The sequence below is a fragment of the Polyangium jinanense genome (assembly GCF_028435265.1).
Taxonomy (GTDB): Bacteria; Myxococcota_A; Polyangia; order Polyangiales; family Polyangiaceae; genus Polyangium; species Polyangium jinanense.
Map to the genome: position 1 here is coordinate 191,791 of NZ_JAGTJK010000002.1, position 20,404 is coordinate 212,194.

Annotated in this window: 18 protein-coding genes; 8 read left to right on the forward strand and 10 right to left on the reverse strand. The window is 67.5% G+C overall.

The genetic code is table 11. The features are described from left to right. Positions 1-11 precede the first annotated feature (11 nt). On the forward strand, positions 12-755 hold the full coding sequence (locus tag KEG38_RS05130; protein ID WP_272417896.1) for a response regulator transcription factor: 744 nt from the start codon (positions 12-14) through the stop codon (positions 753-755). Here KEG38_RS05130 and KEG38_RS05135 read toward each other — a convergent pair. The 4 genes from KEG38_RS05135 to KEG38_RS05150 form a co-directional block, all read right to left on the reverse strand. Further along, the gene (locus KEG38_RS05135; RefSeq protein WP_272417897.1) at positions 718-1,902 is read right to left on the reverse strand and encodes a metallophosphoesterase; all 1,185 of its coding nucleotides are present in this window, start codon (positions 1,900-1,902) and stop codon (positions 718-720) included. The genes KEG38_RS05130 and KEG38_RS05135 overlap by 38 nt on opposite strands. A 57-nt stretch (positions 1,903-1,959) precedes the next feature. Then, complete coding sequence (locus KEG38_RS05140; protein ID WP_272417898.1) at positions 1,960-2,835, reverse strand: hypothetical protein; 876 nt, start codon at positions 2,833-2,835, stop codon at positions 1,960-1,962. Between the two features lie 278 nt (positions 2,836-3,113). Further along, positions 3,114-5,180 (reverse strand): hypothetical protein, encoded by a 2,067-nt coding sequence (locus KEG38_RS05145; RefSeq protein ID WP_272417899.1) that lies wholly within the window; start codon positions 5,178-5,180, stop codon positions 3,114-3,116. Between the two features lie 70 nt (positions 5,181-5,250). After that, positions 5,251-7,116, reverse strand: coding sequence for a SpoIVB peptidase S55 domain-containing protein (locus KEG38_RS05150; protein ID WP_272417900.1), 1,866 nt, complete (start codon positions 7,114-7,116; stop codon positions 5,251-5,253). Positions 7,117-7,349: 233 nt separating this feature from the next. Between KEG38_RS05150 and KEG38_RS05155 the strand changes: the two genes are divergently transcribed. Next, positions 7,350-7,601, forward strand: a complete 252-nt coding sequence (locus tag KEG38_RS05155) for a hypothetical protein (protein WP_272417901.1) — start codon at positions 7,350-7,352, stop codon at positions 7,599-7,601. A gap of 3 nt (positions 7,602-7,604) precedes the next feature. Here the strand turns inward: KEG38_RS05155 and KEG38_RS05160 are convergent, their stop codons facing one another. The 3 genes from KEG38_RS05160 to KEG38_RS05170 all read right to left on the reverse strand — a co-directional run bounded on the left by KEG38_RS05160 (position 7,605) and on the right by KEG38_RS05170 (position 10,322). Beyond that, positions 7,605-8,351, reverse strand: a complete 747-nt coding sequence (locus tag KEG38_RS05160) for a hypothetical protein (RefSeq protein ID WP_272417902.1) — start codon at positions 8,349-8,351, stop codon at positions 7,605-7,607. Between the two features lie 125 nt (positions 8,352-8,476). Further along, positions 8,477-9,295, reverse strand: a complete 819-nt coding sequence (locus tag KEG38_RS05165) for a Uma2 family endonuclease (RefSeq protein ID WP_272417903.1) — start codon at positions 9,293-9,295, stop codon at positions 8,477-8,479. Between the two features lie 64 nt (positions 9,296-9,359). After that, positions 9,360-10,322, reverse strand: a complete 963-nt coding sequence (locus KEG38_RS05170) for a Uma2 family endonuclease (protein WP_272417905.1) — start codon at positions 10,320-10,322, stop codon at positions 9,360-9,362. Between the two features lie 75 nt (positions 10,323-10,397). Here KEG38_RS05170 and KEG38_RS05175 point away from each other — a divergent pair, with 75 nt between their 5' ends. Continuing rightward, positions 10,398-11,582, forward strand: coding sequence for a hypothetical protein (locus tag KEG38_RS05175; protein WP_272417906.1), 1,185 nt, complete (start codon positions 10,398-10,400; stop codon positions 11,580-11,582). A gap of 293 nt (positions 11,583-11,875) precedes the next feature. On the opposite strand, the gene KEG38_RS05180 is transcribed toward KEG38_RS05175, so the two are convergent. Next, positions 11,876-13,306, reverse strand: coding sequence for a hypothetical protein (locus KEG38_RS05180; protein WP_272417907.1), 1,431 nt, complete (start codon positions 13,304-13,306; stop codon positions 11,876-11,878). Continuing rightward, positions 13,282-15,699, reverse strand: a complete 2,418-nt coding sequence (locus tag KEG38_RS05185; protein ID WP_272417908.1) for a hypothetical protein — start codon at positions 15,697-15,699, stop codon at positions 13,282-13,284. Before KEG38_RS05185 ends, KEG38_RS05180 begins: the two co-directional genes overlap by 25 nt. Before the next feature lie 126 nt (positions 15,700-15,825). On the opposite strand from KEG38_RS05185, the gene KEG38_RS05190 reads away from it, so the two are divergent. The 3 genes from KEG38_RS05190 to KEG38_RS05200 all read left to right on the forward strand — a co-directional run bounded on the left by KEG38_RS05190 (position 15,826) and on the right by KEG38_RS05200 (position 17,504). Next, entirely contained in the window at positions 15,826-16,161 is a 336-nt protein-coding gene (locus tag KEG38_RS05190) for a DUF4258 domain-containing protein (protein ID WP_272417909.1), read from the forward strand. Between the two features lie 5 nt (positions 16,162-16,166). Further along, positions 16,167-16,388, forward strand: a complete 222-nt coding sequence (locus tag KEG38_RS05195) for a type II toxin-antitoxin system MqsA family antitoxin (RefSeq protein ID WP_272417910.1) — start codon at positions 16,167-16,169, stop codon at positions 16,386-16,388. Between the two features lie 300 nt (positions 16,389-16,688). After that, a complete protein-coding gene (locus KEG38_RS05200) occupies positions 16,689-17,504 on the forward strand; it encodes a hypothetical protein (protein WP_272417911.1) in 816 nt (271 codons plus the stop codon). Between the two features lie 321 nt (positions 17,505-17,825). Here the strand turns inward: KEG38_RS05200 and KEG38_RS05205 are convergent, their stop codons facing one another. After that, complete coding sequence (locus tag KEG38_RS05205) at positions 17,826-18,977, reverse strand: DUF362 domain-containing protein (RefSeq protein ID WP_272417912.1); 1,152 nt, start codon at positions 18,975-18,977, stop codon at positions 17,826-17,828. Between the two features lie 107 nt (positions 18,978-19,084). Here KEG38_RS05205 and KEG38_RS05210 point away from each other — a divergent pair, with 107 nt between their 5' ends. Both KEG38_RS05210 and KEG38_RS05215 read left to right on the forward strand, forming a co-directional pair. After that, positions 19,085-19,630 (forward strand): ComEA family DNA-binding protein, encoded by a 546-nt coding sequence (locus KEG38_RS05210; RefSeq protein WP_272417913.1) that lies wholly within the window; start codon positions 19,085-19,087, stop codon positions 19,628-19,630. Positions 19,631-19,663: 33 nt separating this feature from the next. Next, positions 19,664-20,380, forward strand: coding sequence for a hypothetical protein (locus tag KEG38_RS05215; protein ID WP_272417914.1), 717 nt, complete (start codon positions 19,664-19,666; stop codon positions 20,378-20,380). Positions 20,381-20,404 lie beyond the last annotated feature (24 nt).

The window sequence follows — 20,404 nt, forward strand, 5'->3', positions numbered from 1 at the left end:
AGCGTGTGCGCGTGCGGAGCGTCTGCTATCGGTTTCCCGACCCTCGGCAGTTCGAGCAGATGATCGGTTCGGCCGGGGATTCCGAGCTCGAGCTCGGTCTTCCTTCCGGCGAATCGGTGGAAGACGGCGAGTGGGTGCTCGCCATCTTCGACGTTGGTCCGGAGAGACGGGCCACGTCCGCGGCGGCGCGCGCCTCGATCGGCCCCGAGGGGCCTCTCCTCGCGTTCGAACCTCGCGACTGGCGCAGGCTTGCGGACTTCGCGGCGATCGAAGCGTTCCATCGTCCCTCGTCGCGGCCGCCGGCGCGCGCCTCGCAGCCCGAGATCGAGCTGCCCCTGAGCCTGCCGCGCTCGTGGCCGCCGCGTGCCGGTGAAGGCGCGCAGATCCTCGTCGTCGACGACGACCCCGACATCCGCGACGTCGTGAGCGCGATGCTCGAAGCCGTGGGCCTCGTCGTCACGACCCGCACGAGCGCGGAGGAAGCGCTCGAGACCGTGCAGCGCGAGCACTTCGATCTGCTCGTGCTCGACTGGAACCTGCCGAAGATGACGGGCATCGAGCTCTGCCGGATGATCCGGCGCGACCTCAACGTCGCGCTGCCCGTCTTGTTCTTGACGGCGAACGCGTCGAGCCAGGACATGGTCGAGGCGTTCGCGAGCGGCGCCGACGACTACGTGGTCAAGCCCTTCCGCGCGCCCGAGCTCGGCGCGCGCATCTTCAGCTTGCTGCGCCGGACGATAGCTCGAGGAGCGTGATCTCCGCGGGCGCGCCGACGCGCATCGGCGGACCCCAGTAGCCCGTCCCGCGGCTCACGTAGATCTGCGTCTCGCCGAGACGATCGAGCCCCGCGACGAACGGCTGCTGCAGGCGCACGAACATCGTCGCGGGGAAGATCTGCCCGCCGTGCGTGTGGCCGCTGATCTGCAGGCCCACGCCGTGCGCGGCGGCCTCGAAGATCTGGCGCGGCTGGTGCGCGAGCAGGACGAGCTCGCGGTTCGGATCACGGCCCGCCACGACCTTCGCCATGTTCGGGCCGTGCCCCTTCACGTACGAGCCGCCGGTCCAGTCGTCGACGCCCGCGAGGTCGAAGCTCGCCGCGCCTTCGCCGATCGATACGCGCTCGTTCCGAAGCACGCGCACGCCGATGCGGCCGAGCTCCTCGATCCACGCCTCGACGCCCGAGTAGTACTCGTGGTTCCCCGTGACGAAGTAGACGCCGTGCTTCGCGCGCAGATCCGCGAGCGGCGCGACGTGCTCGCGCAGCGCCTCGACCGAGCCGTCGACGAGGTCGCCCGTGATGACGACGACATCGGGATCGAGCGCGTTGACGCGGCCGACGATCTCCGCGAGCCACGCGCGCCCGATCGTCGGGCCCACGTGCACGTCCGTGAGCTGCACGATGCGCAGGCCGGAAAGCTCCTTCGGCAACCTGCCGAGCGCCACGTTCACCTTGCGCACCGCGACCTCGCCGAGCGCCTCCGCCGCGCCCGAGCCCGCGAGCCCGAACGTGATCATGCCGGCCGAACCGGCGATCGTGCGCGAGAGAAACTTGCGCCGCGCCTCGTCGAGCGGGCGCGAGACGAGCTTCGACAGCGCGTGCACCGCGGCGCGCATCGGCTCGCTCACGAGCAGCGTCGAGACGAGCAGCGCCGCCACGCCCATCCACGTGTACACGACGAACGAGACGAGCGCGCCCGCCGAGCGTGGCAGGAGCCGCACGACGAACATCGACACGGGCAGCGCGACGCCGAGCGCGACGAGCACGCGCTTGCCCCAGGTCTGCACGCGCTGATGCAGCGCCGGCGCGCGCAGCAGCCGGTGCCAGAGGTAGAAGTGGATCGCGAAGACGAGCAGGGCGAAGACGACGATGAAGATCGCGTACTGGAGGACGGAGCGCTGCACGGGCGAAAGGATGCCACGCGCGGCCGCGCGGCGCTCCGTCCGGGCCGCGCGATCACACTACTTCACACAGACGCCGATCCCGTCGGGGAAGCTGTTCGCCCCGCCCTGGCAGAACATGCCATCGGGGCAGTCGTTGCCGCCCGTGTGGCAGAGCGCGAGGCACTTCTTGAAGGCGGCCACGCAGAGGAAGCCCGCGGCGCACGGGCACGGGTCGTCGAGCCCGCTCGCGCCGGGCGCCACGCAGCTCGTCGTGCCGTCCTCACGCACGAGCGTGCACGTGAGGCCCTCGGGGCACGACGTGTCGTCGAGCAGCGTGCACTCCGTCGCGGGGATGCACACGGGGATGATGAGCGGCACCTCGCTCGTCGTGTCGTCGGCCATCGGCGCGGGCGCGCAGTAGGTGTCCTCGGGACACGCCTCGACCGCGCCGCAGCAGTACGGCCTGCACGAGCCGACGCTCGATCCGGTGAGCGCGCAGCCGAGCCCCGGCGCGCAGTCGCTCGCGCGCGTGCACGGGTCGCCGGCCTTGAACGTGCCCGGCGTCAAACACTGGGCCGACGCGCCGTTCTCGGTCGGCACGATTTGACACGCCACCTGGGGCGTGCCGTCGGGGTTCATCGCGACGCTACAGCCGAGCGCGCTCTCGCTCGACATGCACCCGCCGCCGCAGAGGTGCGTGTACGACGTGTTGCCGTCGGGCGGCGGGTTCGGCGGGGGAAAATCGATGCCGCTCGAGTTCCCGCCGCCGCCGTCGGTCGTGGTCGGCCCCGTCGCTTCGCCGCCGGCCGTGGACCCGGGGTCTTCGTCATTCACCGTCGAACGCTCGTAGGTCGAGGCGTTGAGCTGAATGTTGCACGCGACGCCGAGGACAGACGCAGCCGCGAGCGAGGAAAGCAGGCAAAGGGAGTGGAGGAAGCGCGTCGTAGAGGCCATGGCAAGGTGGGGTGCGAGCGCGGGAAGGAATGCCCGAGTTTATCACCACGCCTCATTCACGTCCCGTGCCGCAGGTCGCTCGCGCAAGGGAACGACGCGTCGGAATCCACCTCCGCCGAGAGATGCGGCGCGAACGGCTCGGCGGGTCCTTTCGAGGTGTCGAGCCTCTGGCGCACGGGGCATGACGCCCGTGTCGTGGGGCGAGGTGGAGGCACATCGTCTGAGCACCCTCCGCGCTCCCGCGGAAGGAGAGGGGAGAGCGTCAGGAAGTCGTCGGATTACTTCGCTTCGACGTCGCGCGTGACCACGTTGCCGGCGCTGTCGTAGACGCGGACGGCCACGATGTGCGCCCCGGGCGGCACGATCGAGGCGATGTCGACGTCGAAGGCCTCGGAGGGCTCGTCGAGCACGCCGTCGCTCGGGAAGAGCGGGCGCCACTCGTCGGAGCCGGCGATCGAGACCTCGATGCGGGCGATCGGGCCGAGGCCGTCGACAACCTCGCCCTTCAGCTTGCGGCCCTGCATCGCGAGGGCCTTGTAGACGGGCGGCGTGTTGTCGACGAGGACCGTGGCCGACTCGAGCGAGTGCTTCTGCACGCGGTCGGGCGGGTTCGAAAGCTCGTCCGTCGCCTCGACGAGGATGCGGTACGGGCCCTCGGGCAGGCCCGTCGTGTCCCAGTCGAGCTCGGGCCGCGTGAGCTTCTCGCCTGGCTTCTGCACGCTGCGCCAGGTGTTCTGGCCTTCGAGCCGGTACGAGACGCGGTACCGCAGGTCGTCCTGATCGGGGTTGTCGACGCGCCACGAGAGCTTGACCGAGCTCGACGGACGCGGCGACTCGCCGCCCGAGGACACGATGCCCATCTTGCCGCTCTTGCTGCCGCTGTTCTTCGCCGTCGCGTCGATCGAGGTGATCACCGCGCGCGCGTTGTCGGTGACGAAGTACAGCGTGACCTCGCGCAGCACCGCCTTCGGGTCGCGGCTCCATCGCGCGCGGATCTGCACGTAGCGGCCCGGCGGACTCTGCACGTCGCCGGGCGCGCCGAGGCCCGCCGACCACGCGCTCCACGTCGCGTCCGGTGTCTCGGTGTTGCCGCTGCGCGTGGAGAGCTCGAGCTGGCCCTCCGAGCGCCACGCGAGACGACCGAACGTCGCGCGCAGGCCCGCGTCGAGCACCTTGCTCGTCCACACCGCGTCGGCGCCGCCCGTACCCTTGATCTCGCGGAACACCACGGGGTCGGTCGTCGCGAGGAAACGCTGCTTGCCGCTCACCACGACGGCGCCGATCTGGCGCTCGTCCGTGTCGGCGACGAGGCTCGCGACGTGCGCCTCGTCGACCGTGTAGAGCCGTCCCTCGGCGCCCGTGCCCACGTACGGCGCGCCCGTGTCGTCGATCGCGAGCGACACGTAGTGCGCCTCGTTGTCCGTGAGGAGCTGCTCGGCGATGCCGTCCTTGCCGAAGCGGTAGAGCATGCCCTTGCCGGGCTTCGAGGGCCGCGTCGACTGCGGTCCGGCCGGGCCTCCGCGGTTGCGCTTCGGCGGCGCGAAGCTCTCGCCCATCTTGTTCGCCACCACGAACATCGAGCCGTTCTTGCCGAACGCGATCGCCTTCACCTCGTCGGCGTCGAAGTCGTACGCGACCGTCGCGCGGCCCGGGCCCGTGATCTTGTAGAGCAAGCCCTTGCCGTTCGAGCCCGCGTAGAGCGTGCCGTCCTCGGCGACCGCGAGCGAGACGATGTGCGCCTCGTCGCTGTCGAAATGCACCTGCGACTTGCCCGCCTGATCGACGCGGAAGACCTTCCCCTCGGGCCCCGTCGCCGCGTAGAGCGACTTCGACTTCGCGTCGAACGCGAGCGCCCAGACGTCCTCCGCGCCCGGCAGATCGCCGAACGCCGCCGCGGGGCCGCCATTGCCGCCGCCCGCGGGCAAACGATAAAGCTTGCCCTCGGGGAACGTCCCCGCGATGACGTCGCCGTTCCACGCGACGACCAGCGCGCTCACGGCCATTGCGCCCGTCGTCGCGACGAGCGTGGCCTTGCCGCCCGAGACCTTGAAGATCTTGCCGTCGCTGCCGGTGCCGAGCAGCACCGAGCCGTCGGGCAGCACGACTGAGCTCCACACGCTGCTCGCGTCCTGCACGGGGAGCGATCCGAGCGTGAGGCCTGCGCGCACGTTGCCGTTCGAGTCGACGCTGACGCCGGTCAGATCGCCGCCCTTGAGCTCGTCGATCGTGTCGAGCTGGAAGGTGCGGGTACCGACGGCGGAGGCCGTCTTCGCGGGAATGACGGCGGCAGCGAGGACGAGCGCGCCGATGCCGAGGCGCGCGAGCTTTCCGGGAGAGAGTGTCATGCGTGGGCTTTCTTCAGGCGGCGAGGGTAATGGGCTCTTGCGGGGAGAGGGATTGGGGGGTGAGGGGCGTTCACCGGAGGACGTTGCGAACCTTCACGCGCACGGTGTCGCGACCGACCATGAACTGCTTGAGCGGCACGGCAGACTGCACCTGCGCGACGAAGGTCTCGGGCGTATCGGAATCGACGCTCGAACGGAGCGTGTCGATCGCGCCGGCGGGCAGGCGCGAGGCGATCTTGCCCTTGTAGGACGCGCCGTTCTCGCGCAGCCGGAACGAGGCCACGACGCTCTCCGGATCGAAGGTCTGGTTCGGCAGGTTCGCCACGAGCTGCGCCACGGTCTCGGGCGAGGGCAGCGGGCGCTCGACCTCGTAGCCGGGGGCGAGCTCGATCTCGACCTCGCGGCCCGCGAGTTCCGTGGGCACGTCGACCTCGATGATCTTCGTCTCGGTCTTGCCCTGGAAGCGCTGCAGCTCGAGCTGGATGTGCACCTTCGCGCCCGCGTCGATCTCGGGCTCTAGGATCTTCGCGCCACGCAAGGTCACGACCTCGCGCTCGTAAGAGACCTTGACCTCGGTGTCGATGCCTTCGATCGAGATCGGCTCCCAGGGGTTGTTCAAGAGCGAGCCGACCGCGCGCACGAGGCGGCCACGCACGAAGTCCTCGGCGCCCGGGGGATTGCCATTGCCGGCGCCGAAGTCCGTGAGCGTGATCGTGCCCCACCGGCCGATCTTCAGCTTGCTCGTGGCGCGGTAGGTGAGGTCGTTGCGCTCGGAGGCCGAGGTCTCGAACGCGTTGCCGATCGCCATCGCGACGAACGTCGGCGAGAGGAACTGATCCTGCGCGACCTCCAGGTTCCACGTCGGGTGCGGGACGCCGCCGGGCGCGGTGATCGTGACCTTCATCGGGAAGATGGGCGCCTTGACGGACGAGTCGACGACGATGGCGGCTTGTCGATCGTTCACGAGCGCGCCGACGGAGCGCACGGCCTCGCCAATTTTGAAACTGCGGTTCTGGCTCGCCATGATCCAGTGCACGCGCGCGACGGCCGTGGGCAGGGCCTCGATGCCGCCGCCGAGCATGGGGTGACCGAAGGCGACGAGCTTGTCGCCGCTCACGCGCGTGACCGTGCCGAGGCCCATCGCGGAGATGTCGCCGCGGATCATCTCGACGCCGATTGCGCCGCCGTCGACGAACTTCGTGGGCGCGTCGGGCGGCGGCTTCGTCGACGTCCCGCCGCCGGCCTGGAGCGGCTCCATGCCCATCGGGCCGAGCAGGTTCTGCGCGATCTTGAGCGACGTCCCCGAAAGCCCGCCGAGCATGATGGGCGTCGAGGCGCGGGCGAGCGCGCTGCCCTCGGGCGGCGCGAGCAGGCTCGCGGCGCGCGACGCGAGCTGTGTCGCGTGTCCTTGGAGGTCATAACTTTCGGGCGTGCCGTGGAACAACCGGGCGTGCTTGTCGCGCTTCGGCCTGCCGTCGTCGTCGACGGAGGGCAGGGGGCCCTTGCCGGGAATGGGCATGATTGCCTTCGGCATGGGGCGCGCGAGCTCGTCGAGCATTGACTTGATGGGCGTGACGCCGGCGATGGGCTCGACGCCGAAGAGCCAGCCGTAGGCGTAGGCGCCGATCATCTTGCCGTTGAGATAGATGGGGCTCCCGCTCATGCCGCCGACGGTGCGGGCGACGTCGAGGCGCGGGTGGTTCGGCGTCTTGATCAGGATGAGATCCTGGTTGGGCCGGAAATTCTTGAGGGTGGAGATGACCTCGACGTCGAAGCGCTCGGGGTTCGTCCCGGAGAAGACGGTGAGGCCGTAGCCCTTCATGCCGGGTTTGACCTCGGAGAGGGGCAACGTATCGGGCGGGTCCGTGACAGCCTCGGCGACGCCGACGCCCACGAGGGCGCTCGTGATCACGCCGAGGGCGAGGCCCGCGGGCACGACGCGAGATCCGGGGAGGCGGTCGAGGAACGAAGATCGAGGAGAGGCGGGGAGATCTGTGTCGCGGACGGGGATGGGGCTTCTCGGCACGCGCAGAGCTTAGCGTGAAAATGGAGCGGGGACAGAGCCGCGAGCGTGGATCGATCGTGGTGATCGCGCCGGGTTCGTGGGAAAGGGCGCCTTGGGTCCGCGAAGTCGAGGCGAGTCGCCTCCGCCCGCGCTACGCTCGCCGCGTGTCCGGCAAGGACGTTGCCGTCGTCGCCCTCCTGATCCTGGGGTTCGCCTCGTTCGTGACCACGCACGTGTGGCTCGCGGCGAGGCTGATTCTCCGCGGCTCGTCACGTCTGCGCGGCGCGCTCGCGTTCTTCGTGCCGCCGCTCGCGCCGATCTGGGGATATCGGCAAGGCTTCCGAAAAGGGGCCGTGTTGTGGGTGGCCGCGCTCCTCACGTACGTGGCGGCGCGTGTCGTCGCGCAGTTCGCATGAGGCTCAGCGCGTGAGGGGCTCGGGCGCCTGCTTGACGTGGCGCTCCCAGACGAGCTGGTTCGCGCCCTCGGCGACCCATCGATCGCGGACCTTCTTGGCGGTTTCGCGGTGCTCGGTGGCGACGACGGCAAAACCCTGGACGAGGCACGTGCCCGGGAAGGATTGGTAGGCGGCGACGGCGCCGACGTAATCGTCGCGGCCGAGCAAGCTGTCGAGCCTGCCTTCGACGAGGTCGACGATCATGGGGCGGACCTCGGCGCCGACGCTCTGGTTCATGCGGACGCGCTGGCGGGCGCCGATACGCACGCCGTTCGCGTCGGCGATGGGCGTGGCCATGTCGAGGAACTTGGCGAGGCAGGCCTCGGGATCGTTCGGGCCCTCGATGGTCGTATACCAGATGGAGGCGACGGCGTAGTGATCGTCGCCGTAGCGATACGAGGCGCGGGTGGGATGGCCGAAGATGCGGACCCTGCGCCAGTTTTTCCAGTCGGCGAGGGGGACGTGGAGGGTGTTCCAGAAGTCGCGGCGAAAGCCCCAGGGCTCGGCGGCGAGGCGAGCGAGGGCCGCGCTTTCCGGATCGTCGGCGTCGCCGCCGGGGTTTTCGCGGGTGACGGTCTTGGGGGTCGGAGGCGCGCCGGGGGGCTGCGTGTTCGTCTGCGAGGCGCATCCCTCGGTAGCGAGCAGGAGTGCAAGGAGAGGAAGCAAACGCGGCAGCGACATGGCGAGCCCCTCGGGGTGAACGAGCCTCAAGGCTAGCAGGTAGACGAAGGTCACGCGGAGAGCACGCAGCGGCAAGCGCGGGATCGGGGGAGGTTGCGCGCGGCGTCAGGGAGGTCGCGAACGTCGCGGGCGTGGTCGGGGACCGTGCGGGCGTGTCAGGCGCGTTCGCCCATCGCGTCCACGAAGGCGCTCGCACTCGCCGCGGTGGCCGCGAGGACGAGCCAGCGCTTCAGCATCGTGACGTCGGTGCATGCGGTGATGCGTGCCCGTGCCGTTTCCGGAAGATCGAGCCCGCGCGCGTCGAGAAACTCGAGGAGCGTCTCCCCACGTGCGCGCGCTTCCGCTCGCTTTTGCACCCATTCGTCCGTGTAACGCGTCACCTCGCGCTGATCGAAGAACGCGGTCACGGGGAGCGCCGTGAGCCCGTACTTGTCGAGCGCGGGGATCATCGGGACTTCCGTGCCGGGGCGGTAGACGACGGACGCGACGCCGCGGCGCAAGACCTCGACCTCGTGCCGTTCGGCGTGGACGAGCCAGACCTCGGGCCAGTCGTGCTCGAGGTAAAGCTTCACCTTGTCGTCGAGGTACTTCTTCGATTGCGTGCCGCGGATCTCGACGGCGAGCAAAGGCGTGCCGCGATAAGCGTCGTTCCGGGGCGTGACGAGGTCGCTGACGACGACGACGTCGGGGGCGCGAAGCGAGGGGCCCTGCTCGTCGGTCAGGTCGCAGTAGATGTCGGCGAGGACCGTGTGCCCCTCACGGGCATGCACGCGGAACAGGGCCGCGAGCAGGGCCATGGTGATGCCGTGGATGTCCTTGCTCCCCATCTGCTGCACCAGCTCGCCGCGGTGGAGCTCCCACGGGCTACCGTCGTAGCAGTCGTCGGGCGTACCCAGCCGATGGCCGTTCGGTCCGAAGTCGCGGAGCTCGATCGGGCCGGTCCTGCGGGGAGGGCGGGTCGGTCGCGCGTCCATGGAGGGCAAACGTAGCACGGGGGGAGGGCGTTCGACCGGACGAGGAGGCGCGAGCGGAGGGCCCTTACGACTTGCCACCACGGAGCCGATCGAGCTCCGCCTGCAGCGCAGCCGCTCGCCGTTCGGCTTCGTCGGCCCGCCTGCGCTCCTCTTCGGCCCGCACGTGCTCCTCTTCGGCCCGCACGTGCTCCTCTTCGGCCCGCTTGCGTTCCTCTTCGGCCCGCACGTGTTCCTCTTCGGCCCGCTTGCGTTCCTCCTTGGCCCGCTTGCGTTCTTCCTTCACCCGCCGTCGCTCCTCCTCGATCTGCCGCCTCGCTTCTTCCAGCGCGCGCTCGTCCTCCTCGCGTCGATGCACGAGGCCGTCCACCATCGACTCGAGCTGGCCGATGATCTCCTCTGATTCCAGGAGCGGCGTGCCTCCGACCACGAACCGCAGGCGACCCTCCACGAGCATCAATTCGAGCCCCAGCAGCGCGGACGCATAACGCCCCCCTTGCGGCACGATGGGCTGGTAGACGCGCGCCCCCGAGGACGGGAGCCGGTGCCCGCGCAGGCTCAGCCGGCCACGGTCGAAGATGAAATACTCCGGAATGCCCAGCTCGGCGTAGAGCGCGACGTTGCGCTCGTGATCCTTGCGCTTGTCACCCTCGACGTGCACTTCGAGCACGAAGTCGAGCCCCTTGCCTTCGTCGTCGACGACCCACTTGCTCCGCGGATGCGGGTCGACGTCGAGGACGGCCAGGACGTCGGGCACGACGCGCGGGCGGCCAGGGTAATACGTCGCGAGCTCCGACGAGAGGTAAACCCTGCGCCCGGTGCGACGGAAGAAGCGGCCGAGCGCGTCGAGCGTGCGCTCCTTGGCCTCGCGGTGCGGGTCGCCCTCGGGCGCCATGATGTCGATGGGCACCTCGGCCGGGAGCATGGAGACGACGCGGCGTCGCTCCTCCGCGGACATGGACGCCCAGACCTCCTCAGGCGGGGCGCGCGGGTCCTCGGGGTCGACGGTGAACGCGAGCGGCTGCGTCATGGGGGAAACGTAGCATGTCGTGCTTCTCGACACGCCGCTCGCAGGGACGGCTCGCTGGCGTTGTAAGATCCGCCCATGAGACGTTCGTTCCTTCGCGCTTTTTCGATGGGCATCACGGCCGTGCTCGTGTCGAGCTGCGTCGACGATGGTTACGACGAGTATGCGCCGAAGCCCCCGCCGAACCTCGCGTGCGCCTCGATTCCCTGCGGGGGCAGCGGGGACACGTGCGAGCCGTTCCTCATCGAGCCGAACGTCGTCATGGGCGCGCTGAGCTCGGATGCCGAGTCGATCGTCGTCCGGCAATACGCGACGCCCGGCTCGATTCGACGCCTGCCGAAGCCGGGCTGCTCGGCGCCTCTGCTCGACATCGGCGGCTTGCGGGTCGAATGGGCCGTGGTCTCGCACGATTTCATCGCCTGGACCCAGCGCGGCAACGAATCGACCTGCCTCGGGTCGAATCTCTCCTGGTGCGACCCGAGGAACTGCGATCCCGACGTGATCCCCGTGCTCGGCGAGCAACCGGAGTTCGAGAAGCTCGCCGGGATCACCCTCGGAGGCGAATACCTCTATTACATGCTCACGGACGGGCTCGTGGGACGGGTGGCGAAGGGATCGACCACGTACGAGGCGCTCTGGATCGACCCGGAATACAAGCAGGGAACGGCGGCCTCGATGCTCTACGACATCCGCTACAGCGACGGCCGTCTTTATTTCACGCGCTTTGCGCTGGGCGACGACGTGCCGAACTCGTGCGACGACGGCGAGAAACCCTTGACCGGCGCGGTGTACTCGCTCGATCCGTCGGTCGGCGTGGGCGTGGAGGAGAAGGCGCTCGCGACGGGCCTCAATTACGTGTCGAGCCTCGACGTCTCGGGCGAATACGTGTTTTTCTTCGCGCAGAACAACGCGCTTTTGAACCGCGTACCGAAGGCCGGCGGGGCGGTGGAGTCGTTCGTGCCGACCAGCGGCGAGCTCATCTTCTCGAATGCGGCGACAGACTTCACGCTCGCGGTCCTGCCGCCGATCGAGGTTCAAGGAGACTGGGTCTATTTCGGCGCCTCGACGTTCGACGGCGGCAAGGCAATCGCGCGGCTGCCCGTGGGCGGCTCGAACTGGGGGACCCAGGCGGCCGAGATCGTCGTGCGGCCGACCGGGCCGTTTCATTTCACGGTCGACGACGAGGCGCTCTACTGGATCGAATGCGAGACGAACACGGCGTGCGAGAACGGGCGGCTCCAGGCCCTGGTTCTTTCGCCGTAGGCTTTGGCAGGGATCCGTGGACGGGGAGCCACCTCCTGAGCGCGAGCGCGAGCAGCGCCGCGGGGTGGTTCTCGTATTGGGCCCTGCGCCTCCGCGGCGCTCGTCGAGCGGAAGCACTGGAACATGGGGAGCTGCGTGCCGAGGGGTGGGGCTACGGCAGGTGGGGGGTCATGTCGAGGCGTTGCCTGTGCAGGCGGGGCGCGCGGGAGCGGGCGTGACAGCGGGCGGTGCACGCTGGACACGCAGATGCTTGCCAAGCCTGGCAGCGGCGGGGGCGGTGCCAGCCTTGACGGTCAGGAAGTCAGATCCAACGCGATATGGTAGACGAAATGCGGCGCGTCATCGCGAACGTAGTCGAGTCGAACAACGACGAGCTTGCGATGGTTCTGATCGGCATATGGTTCAGAAAATCTGATCGGCAGAAGCCCTCGAAGTTGCGTGTTGCACACGTGGTCAACGTACTTGTTCCAGAACTGCAAGAATGGCGTGCCCCCTTCGTAGTACACGACAATGTATGCTTGAGGATGACCACTCGTGTCGTATTTGAAGACCGTCTTGTCAACGTGCTCGTCGATGTACTTGCGGCGTATCTTCGTCAGCACGAGTGCCTCGAAAATGGCAATCTCGCCCCCGGCGCCCGGATTCTCCAAAGTCCAATCCCGCAAGCCGGCATCCCTCCCCACGGTCGACGAACCGCCGCGGCCCTCTTTGACTGCCCACTTGAGGAACGCGACCCGCATCTGGAGCAGGGAAGCGAAAAAGTCGTTGCGCTTGGGCTCGTTGCCCCCTTTGAACAGCAGGTTGCGCTTCATGACCTCCTTCGCAATGTCGTACAGCTCGTCCATTAGGAACTGGTGCACGGGTGTTCCGGGGCCTCGCAAGACCTCCACGGCTCTTGAGGCACGGTAATCGCGCAATCTCTGGTGTACCCTGTACTCTGCTGCAGGGTCATCTTGAGACGCGGGGATCGTCATCGCTGCGCTGCCAAGCCCTGCCTGTGGCGCCGCCTTCAGAAGCCGCTCGAATGCATCATCGAACTTGCCTGTCTCGACCATGTGATAGGGTCGGGCATGTTCCAGCATGATGACTGCACGCTCCTCCAGCCCGCGGCGTCGGGCATTGGTAACGCCGACGGTGACGATGTCGATATCCGCCCGCATCTCGGGCTCCAGCCTTGCCCACGCTGCATCGAAGGCTTCGTCCATTCGAGCGCCGTCCAGTGCCATCAGTCGAAGGCCAGCAACATTGTTGCGTACACGCGCGAAAGCAGCGGTAGGGATGGTCTGCTCGATGGATTCCCAGGCACGGAGCGCCTGCAGGAAGGCCAGCTTTTGTGCATCCGGGTCCTGGATGCGCTTCGCTGCCTCCAGGGATGCCGCCGTCAGGTTGATGGCATGAGACACGGACCCTGGGTATCTGGCGGCTAATTCGACGAAAAGCCTCTGCGCCTCCGCGGGGTTTTTTTCGACTAGGATCAGGGCGCGGTAGAAATCGCGCGTGTCTCGCGCCTCGTCCTGTACGTGGCCATCTACGCGAATCCGGTGTCGAGCATGGGTCGGTGGCAACGCGACGGCGTCGAGCTCGTTCTCGTCCCGGCTGTGATAGGCGAGCATGATCCGCATTTTGTAGGCAAACATCGCCCACTCGTTGTCCCGGTAAGAGGCCCGCAGGTGCTCATTCCCATAGGCCAGAACCTTGTTTACGATGTCTTTCTGGCCAGCCACGTTCGCGGCCAGGGCAAGTTGCTGGAGCTGGTCCGCGTGTAGCTTCCTTGCAATCTGCTTGATGTCGAAAGCAGAGAGCTTGTCGACGACCTGCCGCTTCGCACTCGCTGAAAGCGCTCGATCGAGACTCTCAGGAGTACCGTAGGATCGTCCTCGACAGGGATCCAGTCGGCGAACGCCTTGTCGCGTCTATCGACACTGGTGAAGCGGTTAAAGGTACGTACGATCGGCTCCAGAATTCCCTCGGGCCCCGCGATGCCGCCAGCGAACGCTTCCTTGTCGGGCGTGAACAACGATCCATGCTTCCCGTCGTGCGCCGAGTTCTCGCTCGTGCATACAAGCAAACTCATCCGCTCTTCCACCTTGGCCAATAGCTCGGCCGCCTGCTTCGAAGACAGCCCGAGCACAGGATCAAAGTCGCCCTTTACCAAAGCGTTGTGAATGGCCATGAGGACCCGCAAGTGCAGGCGTGTCTTCCTTAGCCAGGACCGGTGCGCATCCCCTCCGCCATACCTGTCCGCGTGGTAGCACCCCGCCAGATGGTTGCTCAAGTCGACGCCGCGAGGCGCCAGCAATTCGTCTGCCCTCCCCTCCCGATGAAGGAAAATTGCGAGGTCCGTCCATGGCTGGGCCACCATGTCCGGCGCGTCGTCGTACCAAATTTTAAGGTTGCCGCGGTCATCGACACATTCGCGTAGGAACAAGCTTTCGTACGCGGACAATAGGGTACCCGCGACCGTGGCCGCATCGAGTGTGGCCCCCTCGGGGTCGGTCATCAGCGTTCGTAGCAACCAGAGGAGAACGCGTACCTCTGCCGAGGGCCTGGCCCACGGATGGTTGGCTACACGGGCGGCCAAGAATCGGTGTAGCTCCGTGGCGAGCGGGAACAACACGAAATGTTTCGTCGTCGAAAGCTCGCGAAACAGAATCTGGAGCCGCTCCTCCGATCCATTGCGCAGAACTTCGTCAACCTCCGGAAGATGAGCCCGGCGTGAAATCGTTGGCACGGACAGGAGGATGGTTTCCCCGAGCGCTGTCGCACATTCCTTCAGGCGATCAGGCCTCTCGTTCATTTCGTCGCGGACCGTACCGAGTAAGAGGCCAACGGCTTCACGCCAAAGCCTGTTCTTTTCAGCCTCCTGGATTCTCGTCCGATCGCTCGGCTCCTCCCAGTTGAAGTCCGCCTCGACACGCACGCTGTGCTCTGCGAGAAGGAGCATTCCGAGCGGAGCTGTCTCCACATGCGCAACAACGCCGGCGATGACGCTATCTCCAGCCGCCATGCTCAGCATTGCGCGATAAATGAGATAGGGCTTTTGACGCGATGCCTGCAACACCTCGACCAAGCCGTAGCGCCAGACGTCTTCTTCGTGACGCACGACGAGCGAGATCAGGAGGTCGAGCCAATTCCGTATGCGGCGCAGCCCGCTCGGGTCGTAGAGGAAGGCATGATCGAACCATCGGTAGACCTCCAGCAAGCTGGCATCATCTGCTGGTCTGGCCGGTGGACGGAACGTGGTCTCGCGGTCGAAACCCACGGTTTCCCAAAGAAAACGCTCAACTTCTTTATCGGGATCGCTCACATCCGTCTCGGCTAGGATGAAGCGCGTCGCAGCCTTTACGAGGCGCGCTCGCATCGGCGCCGTCATGTGCTCGGTATGTGACCCCCACCAGGGAAATTCGATGGCACGTACGAGCCACTCCCGAAACATGGAATCATCCAGGTTCGTGTCGGCCCTGCGTGGCGTACTTCGCGTTAGGGCTTCCCAGTAAAGCCCAACCGCACGTGTGCATAGCCACGGAGTAACCCCTTTCTCACCACCACGATTCCTCCAGGGCAAGAGATACCCTTCTCGACCCTGGTGCGCTGCCGGGGCGATCACGTGCGTCTTCTCCAGATCGCACAACGTGGGCGTGAGCGGGTGCGCGTTCTTATGCACAGCATGTATGCGTTCGAGATCGTCGCGCTCCACCCAGAACAGAGGAGTATTGTCGTCCCGCGCGTCGACGAGCTGCTTGAGCGCTCCGCGCTCGGCGTCCGGCAAAGCGTCCCTGTGCCTCCCCGTCTGAAGCTCCCTGCGAATCGCGTCGGGGATCTCCAGTTGACCTACGACGAACCGCACCCAGAACTTCTCTTCGAGGCTCTCCAGCGTGACGCTGCTGCCGGCATCCTTCAGGATCTCCCTCGCACGCTCGCGACCGAGCCACGCTCTCCGGGGCTTCGCATGCACCAACAGCTCGACGAGGAACCGTGATTCTGCCCAGTCGTTTTCGGCCGCCGATACGAGCCGCTCTTCCGGCTGTTGCGTTGCGCGACTCCATCGCGCAAGCGCTCGAGCGAGAGGGTACGGTTGGCGTGCGTAGGAGAATGAAAACGACCTTGTCGTGAGCACGTTACCTCTTCGCGAGGCTACCGCGCGCAGCCAGGTCCGTCCATGCACCCTCCCGCGTGCCTGCTCGACCACCCGCGCCAGACTTCCCTCTTGCGCCCCGCGCGGGGCCCATGAAACCTTCCGCCGATGGCCGAGCCGCGGCTGCTACCATCCGACCCGCTCGACTTCGTCAAGCGCTGCGTGCGCTCGGGGAGCCTCCTCTGGACGCACCACGTGAACATGCGGTTCGGCGTGCGGCGCGTGACGCGGGACATGATCCTGGGCGCCGTGGACACGTTCGAGATCATCGAACACTACCCGGACGACAAGTACCTGCCGAGTTACCTCGTCCGCGGCGAGCATCCGGATGGAGTCTTCCACGTTCTCTTCGCAACCGATGTCGCGGGTGACAACGTACGGGTCGTCACGGCATACTTGCCGGACGTCGCGAAATGGGACGCCGAGTTCCGGCAACGGAGGTAACGCACATGCTGTGCACGACGTGTGGTGGTGACATGGAGGAACGCGTGACCGACTTGCCCTTCAAGCTCGGCGACCGGTCGATCGTCATCGTAAAGGACGTGCCCGTCCTCCAGTGCCCTGACTGCCACGCGTATCTCCTTCGTGATCCCGTCATGGCGAATATCGAGCGTCTGCTCGAATCGGCCAACCGCAGCACCGAACTCGCCATCTTCCGCTACGCAGCCTGAAGCGGAAACGCTCGTCCAAAGACGAGCCCCACCGTCTCCCTCGCTCGCTCTCCGTCGAACCCGGTCCTCGCCCTCCTTCGCTGACGGTCGACCCCCAGCGAACCCGGTCCTCGCCCTCCTTCGAGGCGGGTCGACCCCCAGCGAACCTGGTCCGTGCTCCCCTTCGCCGACGGTCGACCCCCAGCGAAGCCGGTCGCCGCTCTCCTTCGCCGAAATGCTGCTCCGATTGCGTGGCGAGCCCTCCGTTTGGCGTCTACCGCCCCGACCGAATTTTCCGGCATGCCCCAAAGGAGGCTCTGCATGGATACCTCGCTCGCCACGCTCTTCAATCTGTACATGTTCACTCCCGGCCGTCGTCTCTTCGCCATCACGCAGGTGCGCAAGGCTGCGCTCGCTGCGGGCGACATGGACATCGCGGCGTTCGCGGCTTCGTGCGTCGATCACGACGAGGCATTGCGCACGCTCGAGGCGAGGTGGGCAGCGCAGGACGAAAAGGTCCCGGCGTTCGCGCCCGAGGCGAAGCCGATCGACCTCGCCGTCGACGGTGTGCTCGTCGCCATTCGTGATACCGCGGAGCGGCAGATCGAAGCGTCCGCGCCAGGGGATCCCGTCGCCACGAGCGGCTCCGCGCTCTTGAAAGAGATCTTTCCGCGCGGTCTCTTCGCCGTGACGTCCCTCCCTTACGTGGAGGAGCTTTGCGAGGTGGAGCGGATCCTCGGCGTGCTCCAACATCCGATGCGTGTATCCACGGTGCAGGAGCTCGGGCTCTCGCGGTATGTCACGCGGCTCGTCGATCTGGCGAAGCAATATCGCACCGCGCTCGAACTGCCTTGGCCGAAGCGGATCACGTTTCCCGAGGTGAAAGCCGCGCGCGCCGAGGGGCAGCGGCGAATGCTTCAGCTCGTGGCCATGATCGTCGGGCGATACCCGTCGGAGGCGCCGGAGGATCAGGCTTCCCGTTTGGCCATGCTCGGACCCATCGTGCAGCAGAATGAGGCCATCGGGCAGGCCCTGCGCGCGCGGCGAGCGGCCGACGACGTGGATCCCGAGACGGGTGAGCCTTTGCATGCTCCCGTCGTGAGCGACGCACCGGCGCTCACGACGAGCCCCGCCTGATGTGCGCGGCAGCGTAGCGCCGGGGTTTCACCCCGGACCCGAGCAGGGGCTCTCCGCCCCTGCACCCGGACCAGCGCAAGCGCTGGACCCAGGGCGACAGCGCGCGATGCGCGCTGTCGACAGGGAAGACGTCCCCAGCACGTAGGACAGTGCTGCTGTCTCAGCTGGCAAGGTCGTCGCGGGTCTTGCCACGGTCTGTTCGATGAACTGCGCATCGCGCAGTTCATCGACCCCGAGTCCAGCGCTTGCGCTGGTCCGGGGTGCAGGGGGCGGACAGCCCCCCTGCTGGGGGGGCGGGGCAAAGCCCCGCGCCGCGCCCCCTCAGAGCGTGACTTCGCGCAACGAGATGCGGTTCTTGTCGAACACGCCGAGCCCGAGCTCACTCGCGATGCGGATGTACGTGGGCTCGCGGCCGGCGTCCTTGAGCGTTGGCAGGCCGTTGTCCTTGCGCCATTGCTCGATGATGCCCCAGCCGAGCGTGTCCATCGCCACGGGGTCCGTCGTCGCGTAGACGGCCTCGTGCAGCACGCGGCGCTTCTTGTTCTTGTCGAGCGGACCCTCGTCGTAGATGAGCTTGAAGCCGTCGATGATGTGCAAGCGCACGCGGCTCTTCACGACGTCCTGCGCGTAGAGCTCGGCGATCTGCGGGCTCGCGTTGTGCTGGTGGAAGGCGTGCGGGTTGATCGTCGCGCCGTGCGTGATGTTCTTGAGGCAACCCGTGAAGCCGCAGATCGAGTGATCCTTGATCAAGCCGAGGTTGATCACGGCCGTCGCCTCGGTGAAGGGACGGACGAACTTCGTCGGGATGCCCATCACGCTTCGCTCGGGCATCGTGGCGTCCTCGTTCTCGTGCACCGCGGTCGCGATGCCCGCGGGCAGCGCCGGGTCCGGGCCCTTGTGGCGATCCCAGATGCGCGTGCCTTCCAAGAACTTCGGGTACTGCTCGAAGATCATGATCTGGCTCGCGGGCACGCCGGCAGCCATGACGCCTCGGACGACTTCGAGGATGAGCTCGCGGTTCGTGGCCATCGTCGCGCCCTTCTGGCCCGCGATGCCGTTCGGCTTGATGGCGACCTTGTCGTCTTTGTGGACGAACTTGGCGAAGGCCTCGCCGAGATCACTCTTGCCCGTGAGCTCGGCCATCACGCGTTCGAGCATGAGCTTCGCGGCGCCCTCGGTGGGCCAGAGGCCGTTCGGCTGCATCACGTTCGACTTCGCGACCTTCACGACCTTGCCGGGGATCGAGAGGGGCATGAAGCCCGCGGGCGGCTGGGCCACGAGGCCCGAGCCCGCGGCGAGCGCGTGATCGGCGCCGAGCAGCGCCGCGCCGGTGAGCGCAGCGCCGAGGAAGGTGCGTCGCGAGAAGGCCTCGGGGTACGGGGAAAAACGCGGGTCGGACATGGTCACCTGCTCCGCCGCATCGTAGCGCAGGTCGAGCAAGAGGTCCCGGTGGCGTCGCCACCCATCCACCATGGCGGCGCCACCCCCGCGTGGACCGTTTGCACCCAAAAGGGCCGCGTGTTTCCGCGTCCCGTTCGCTGGCACGAAGATCGCCGAAGAGGCCGCCGAGGAGGCTCTCGGTGGAACTTTCGGCAGAGGACAAGCAGGTCGGAGCGCGGGCGTTTTTCGGGTCGATCGCGGCACGGCTGCGCGGATCGGCATGGATGCCGCTCGCAGGGAAAGCCGCGCTCGGGGTGCTCGGGTTCCTGGCGCTCGCGTTCATGGGATCGGGGGCGGGCGCGGATTTGATGCCGCGTCGCGTCGGGGCTTACCTCGGTCCGCCGGCGACGAGCGCGAGCGCGGCGGCGCCTTTGCCTACGGCGGACGCGGGCGCGGGTGCGCACGCGGAGGCGGATGCGGGCGCGGGAGCGGATGCGGGAGCGGCGGCGGATGCGGCCGCGCCGATCGCGGCGGTGACCCCGGATGGAAGAGTGATCCTGAACCTCGCGACGGAGGAGGATCTGCGAAAGCTGCCGGGCATCGGGGCCACGAAGGCCAAGGCGATCCTCGCGCTGCGGGCGAAGCTCGGGCGGTTCAAGCGGCCGGAGGATCTCCTGCGCGTGAAGGGACTTGGGCGGAAGTCGCTCGGGCGGCTCCGGCCGAAGCTCCTGATCGACCCGCCGTAGCGGACGAGCGACAGCGTGCCAGACTGCGCGCCCATGCGAACGCGCCCCTTCGTCGTCCTCGTCTCGATCGCCGTCGCCGCGTGTTCCCAGGAGCCCGCCGGGGACTCCGCGGCGCCCGCGCGCACCGGGGCGCCCACACCTCCGTCCGCCGCGCCGCCCGCGACGACGGCGCCCGAGGCCGTCGCCGCGCCCGACGATCTCGACGTCGCCGCGTTCAAGAAGACGCTCGCGTGCGCGGCCGACGCGAAGAGTGGCCCGTGCGCGGTGCTCAACGCGTTCGCGTCGTGCAAGCCGTGGAACGCGATCGTGCCGTCCGGCGACGGTCGATGGATCGGCCGGGGTCACCGTGTCGAGGGCGCCAAGACGACCGAGGAGTTCACCATCGTTCGTTCGCGCCGCGTGCCCGCGAACGAGGTCGGTCCGGGGCAGCTGCCCGCGAAGGTCGGCATCGCCGACATCGCCAAGCAGGATGGCGCGGCGTTTTCCCAGGCGGACCGGCTCATCCGTATCCTCGAACGGTCCGACGTGCCTCCGCGGTCGAACCCCGCGCTCGAATACTTGAAGAAGCGCGAGACGTGGCCGGAGGGGTTCACCATGAGGACCGTCGGGCTCCAGGTGTACGTCGCGTCCGAGGGAGGCGCGTTCGTCTGTCAGGGACCGAAGCAGGAGCTTTATCTCGTCCAGCGCGCCTCGACGCGGGGCGGTTCGGCCGACGGGCTTTACGCCACGGTGTATCCCGTGAGCTGGTGACGGACGCGACGAGCGGGCGCGCAG

What these genes read in the sequence shown, in the direction of transcription:
- KEG38_RS05140 (WP_272417898.1), bottom strand. Translation starts at nt 2,835, where the DNA reads ATGGCCTCTACGACGCGCTTCCTCCACTCCCTTTGCCTGCTTTCCTCG.
- KEG38_RS05145 (WP_272417899.1), bottom strand. Translation starts at nt 5,180, where the DNA reads ATGACACTCTCTCCCGGAAAGCTCGCGCGCCTCGGCATCGGCGCGCTC.
- KEG38_RS05165 (WP_272417903.1), bottom strand. Translation starts at nt 9,295, where the DNA reads ATGGACGCGCGACCGACCCGCCCTCCCCGCAGGACCGGCCCGATCGAG.
- KEG38_RS05170 (WP_272417905.1), bottom strand. Translation starts at nt 10,322, where the DNA reads ATGACGCAGCCGCTCGCGTTCACCGTCGACCCCGAGGACCCGCGCGCC.
- KEG38_RS05175 (WP_272417906.1), top strand. Translation starts at nt 10,398, where the DNA reads ATGAGACGTTCGTTCCTTCGCGCTTTTTCGATGGGCATCACGGCCGTG.
- KEG38_RS05190 (WP_272417909.1), top strand. Translation starts at nt 15,826, where the DNA reads ATGGCCGAGCCGCGGCTGCTACCATCCGACCCGCTCGACTTCGTCAAG.
- KEG38_RS05195 (WP_272417910.1), top strand. Translation starts at nt 16,167, where the DNA reads ATGCTGTGCACGACGTGTGGTGGTGACATGGAGGAACGCGTGACCGAC.
- KEG38_RS05200 (WP_272417911.1), top strand. Translation starts at nt 16,689, where the DNA reads ATGGATACCTCGCTCGCCACGCTCTTCAATCTGTACATGTTCACTCCC.
- KEG38_RS05205 (WP_272417912.1), bottom strand. Translation starts at nt 18,977, where the DNA reads ATGGTGGATGGGTGGCGACGCCACCGGGACCTCTTGCTCGACCTGCGC.
- KEG38_RS05215 (WP_272417914.1), top strand. Translation starts at nt 19,664, where the DNA reads ATGCGAACGCGCCCCTTCGTCGTCCTCGTCTCGATCGCCGTCGCCGCG.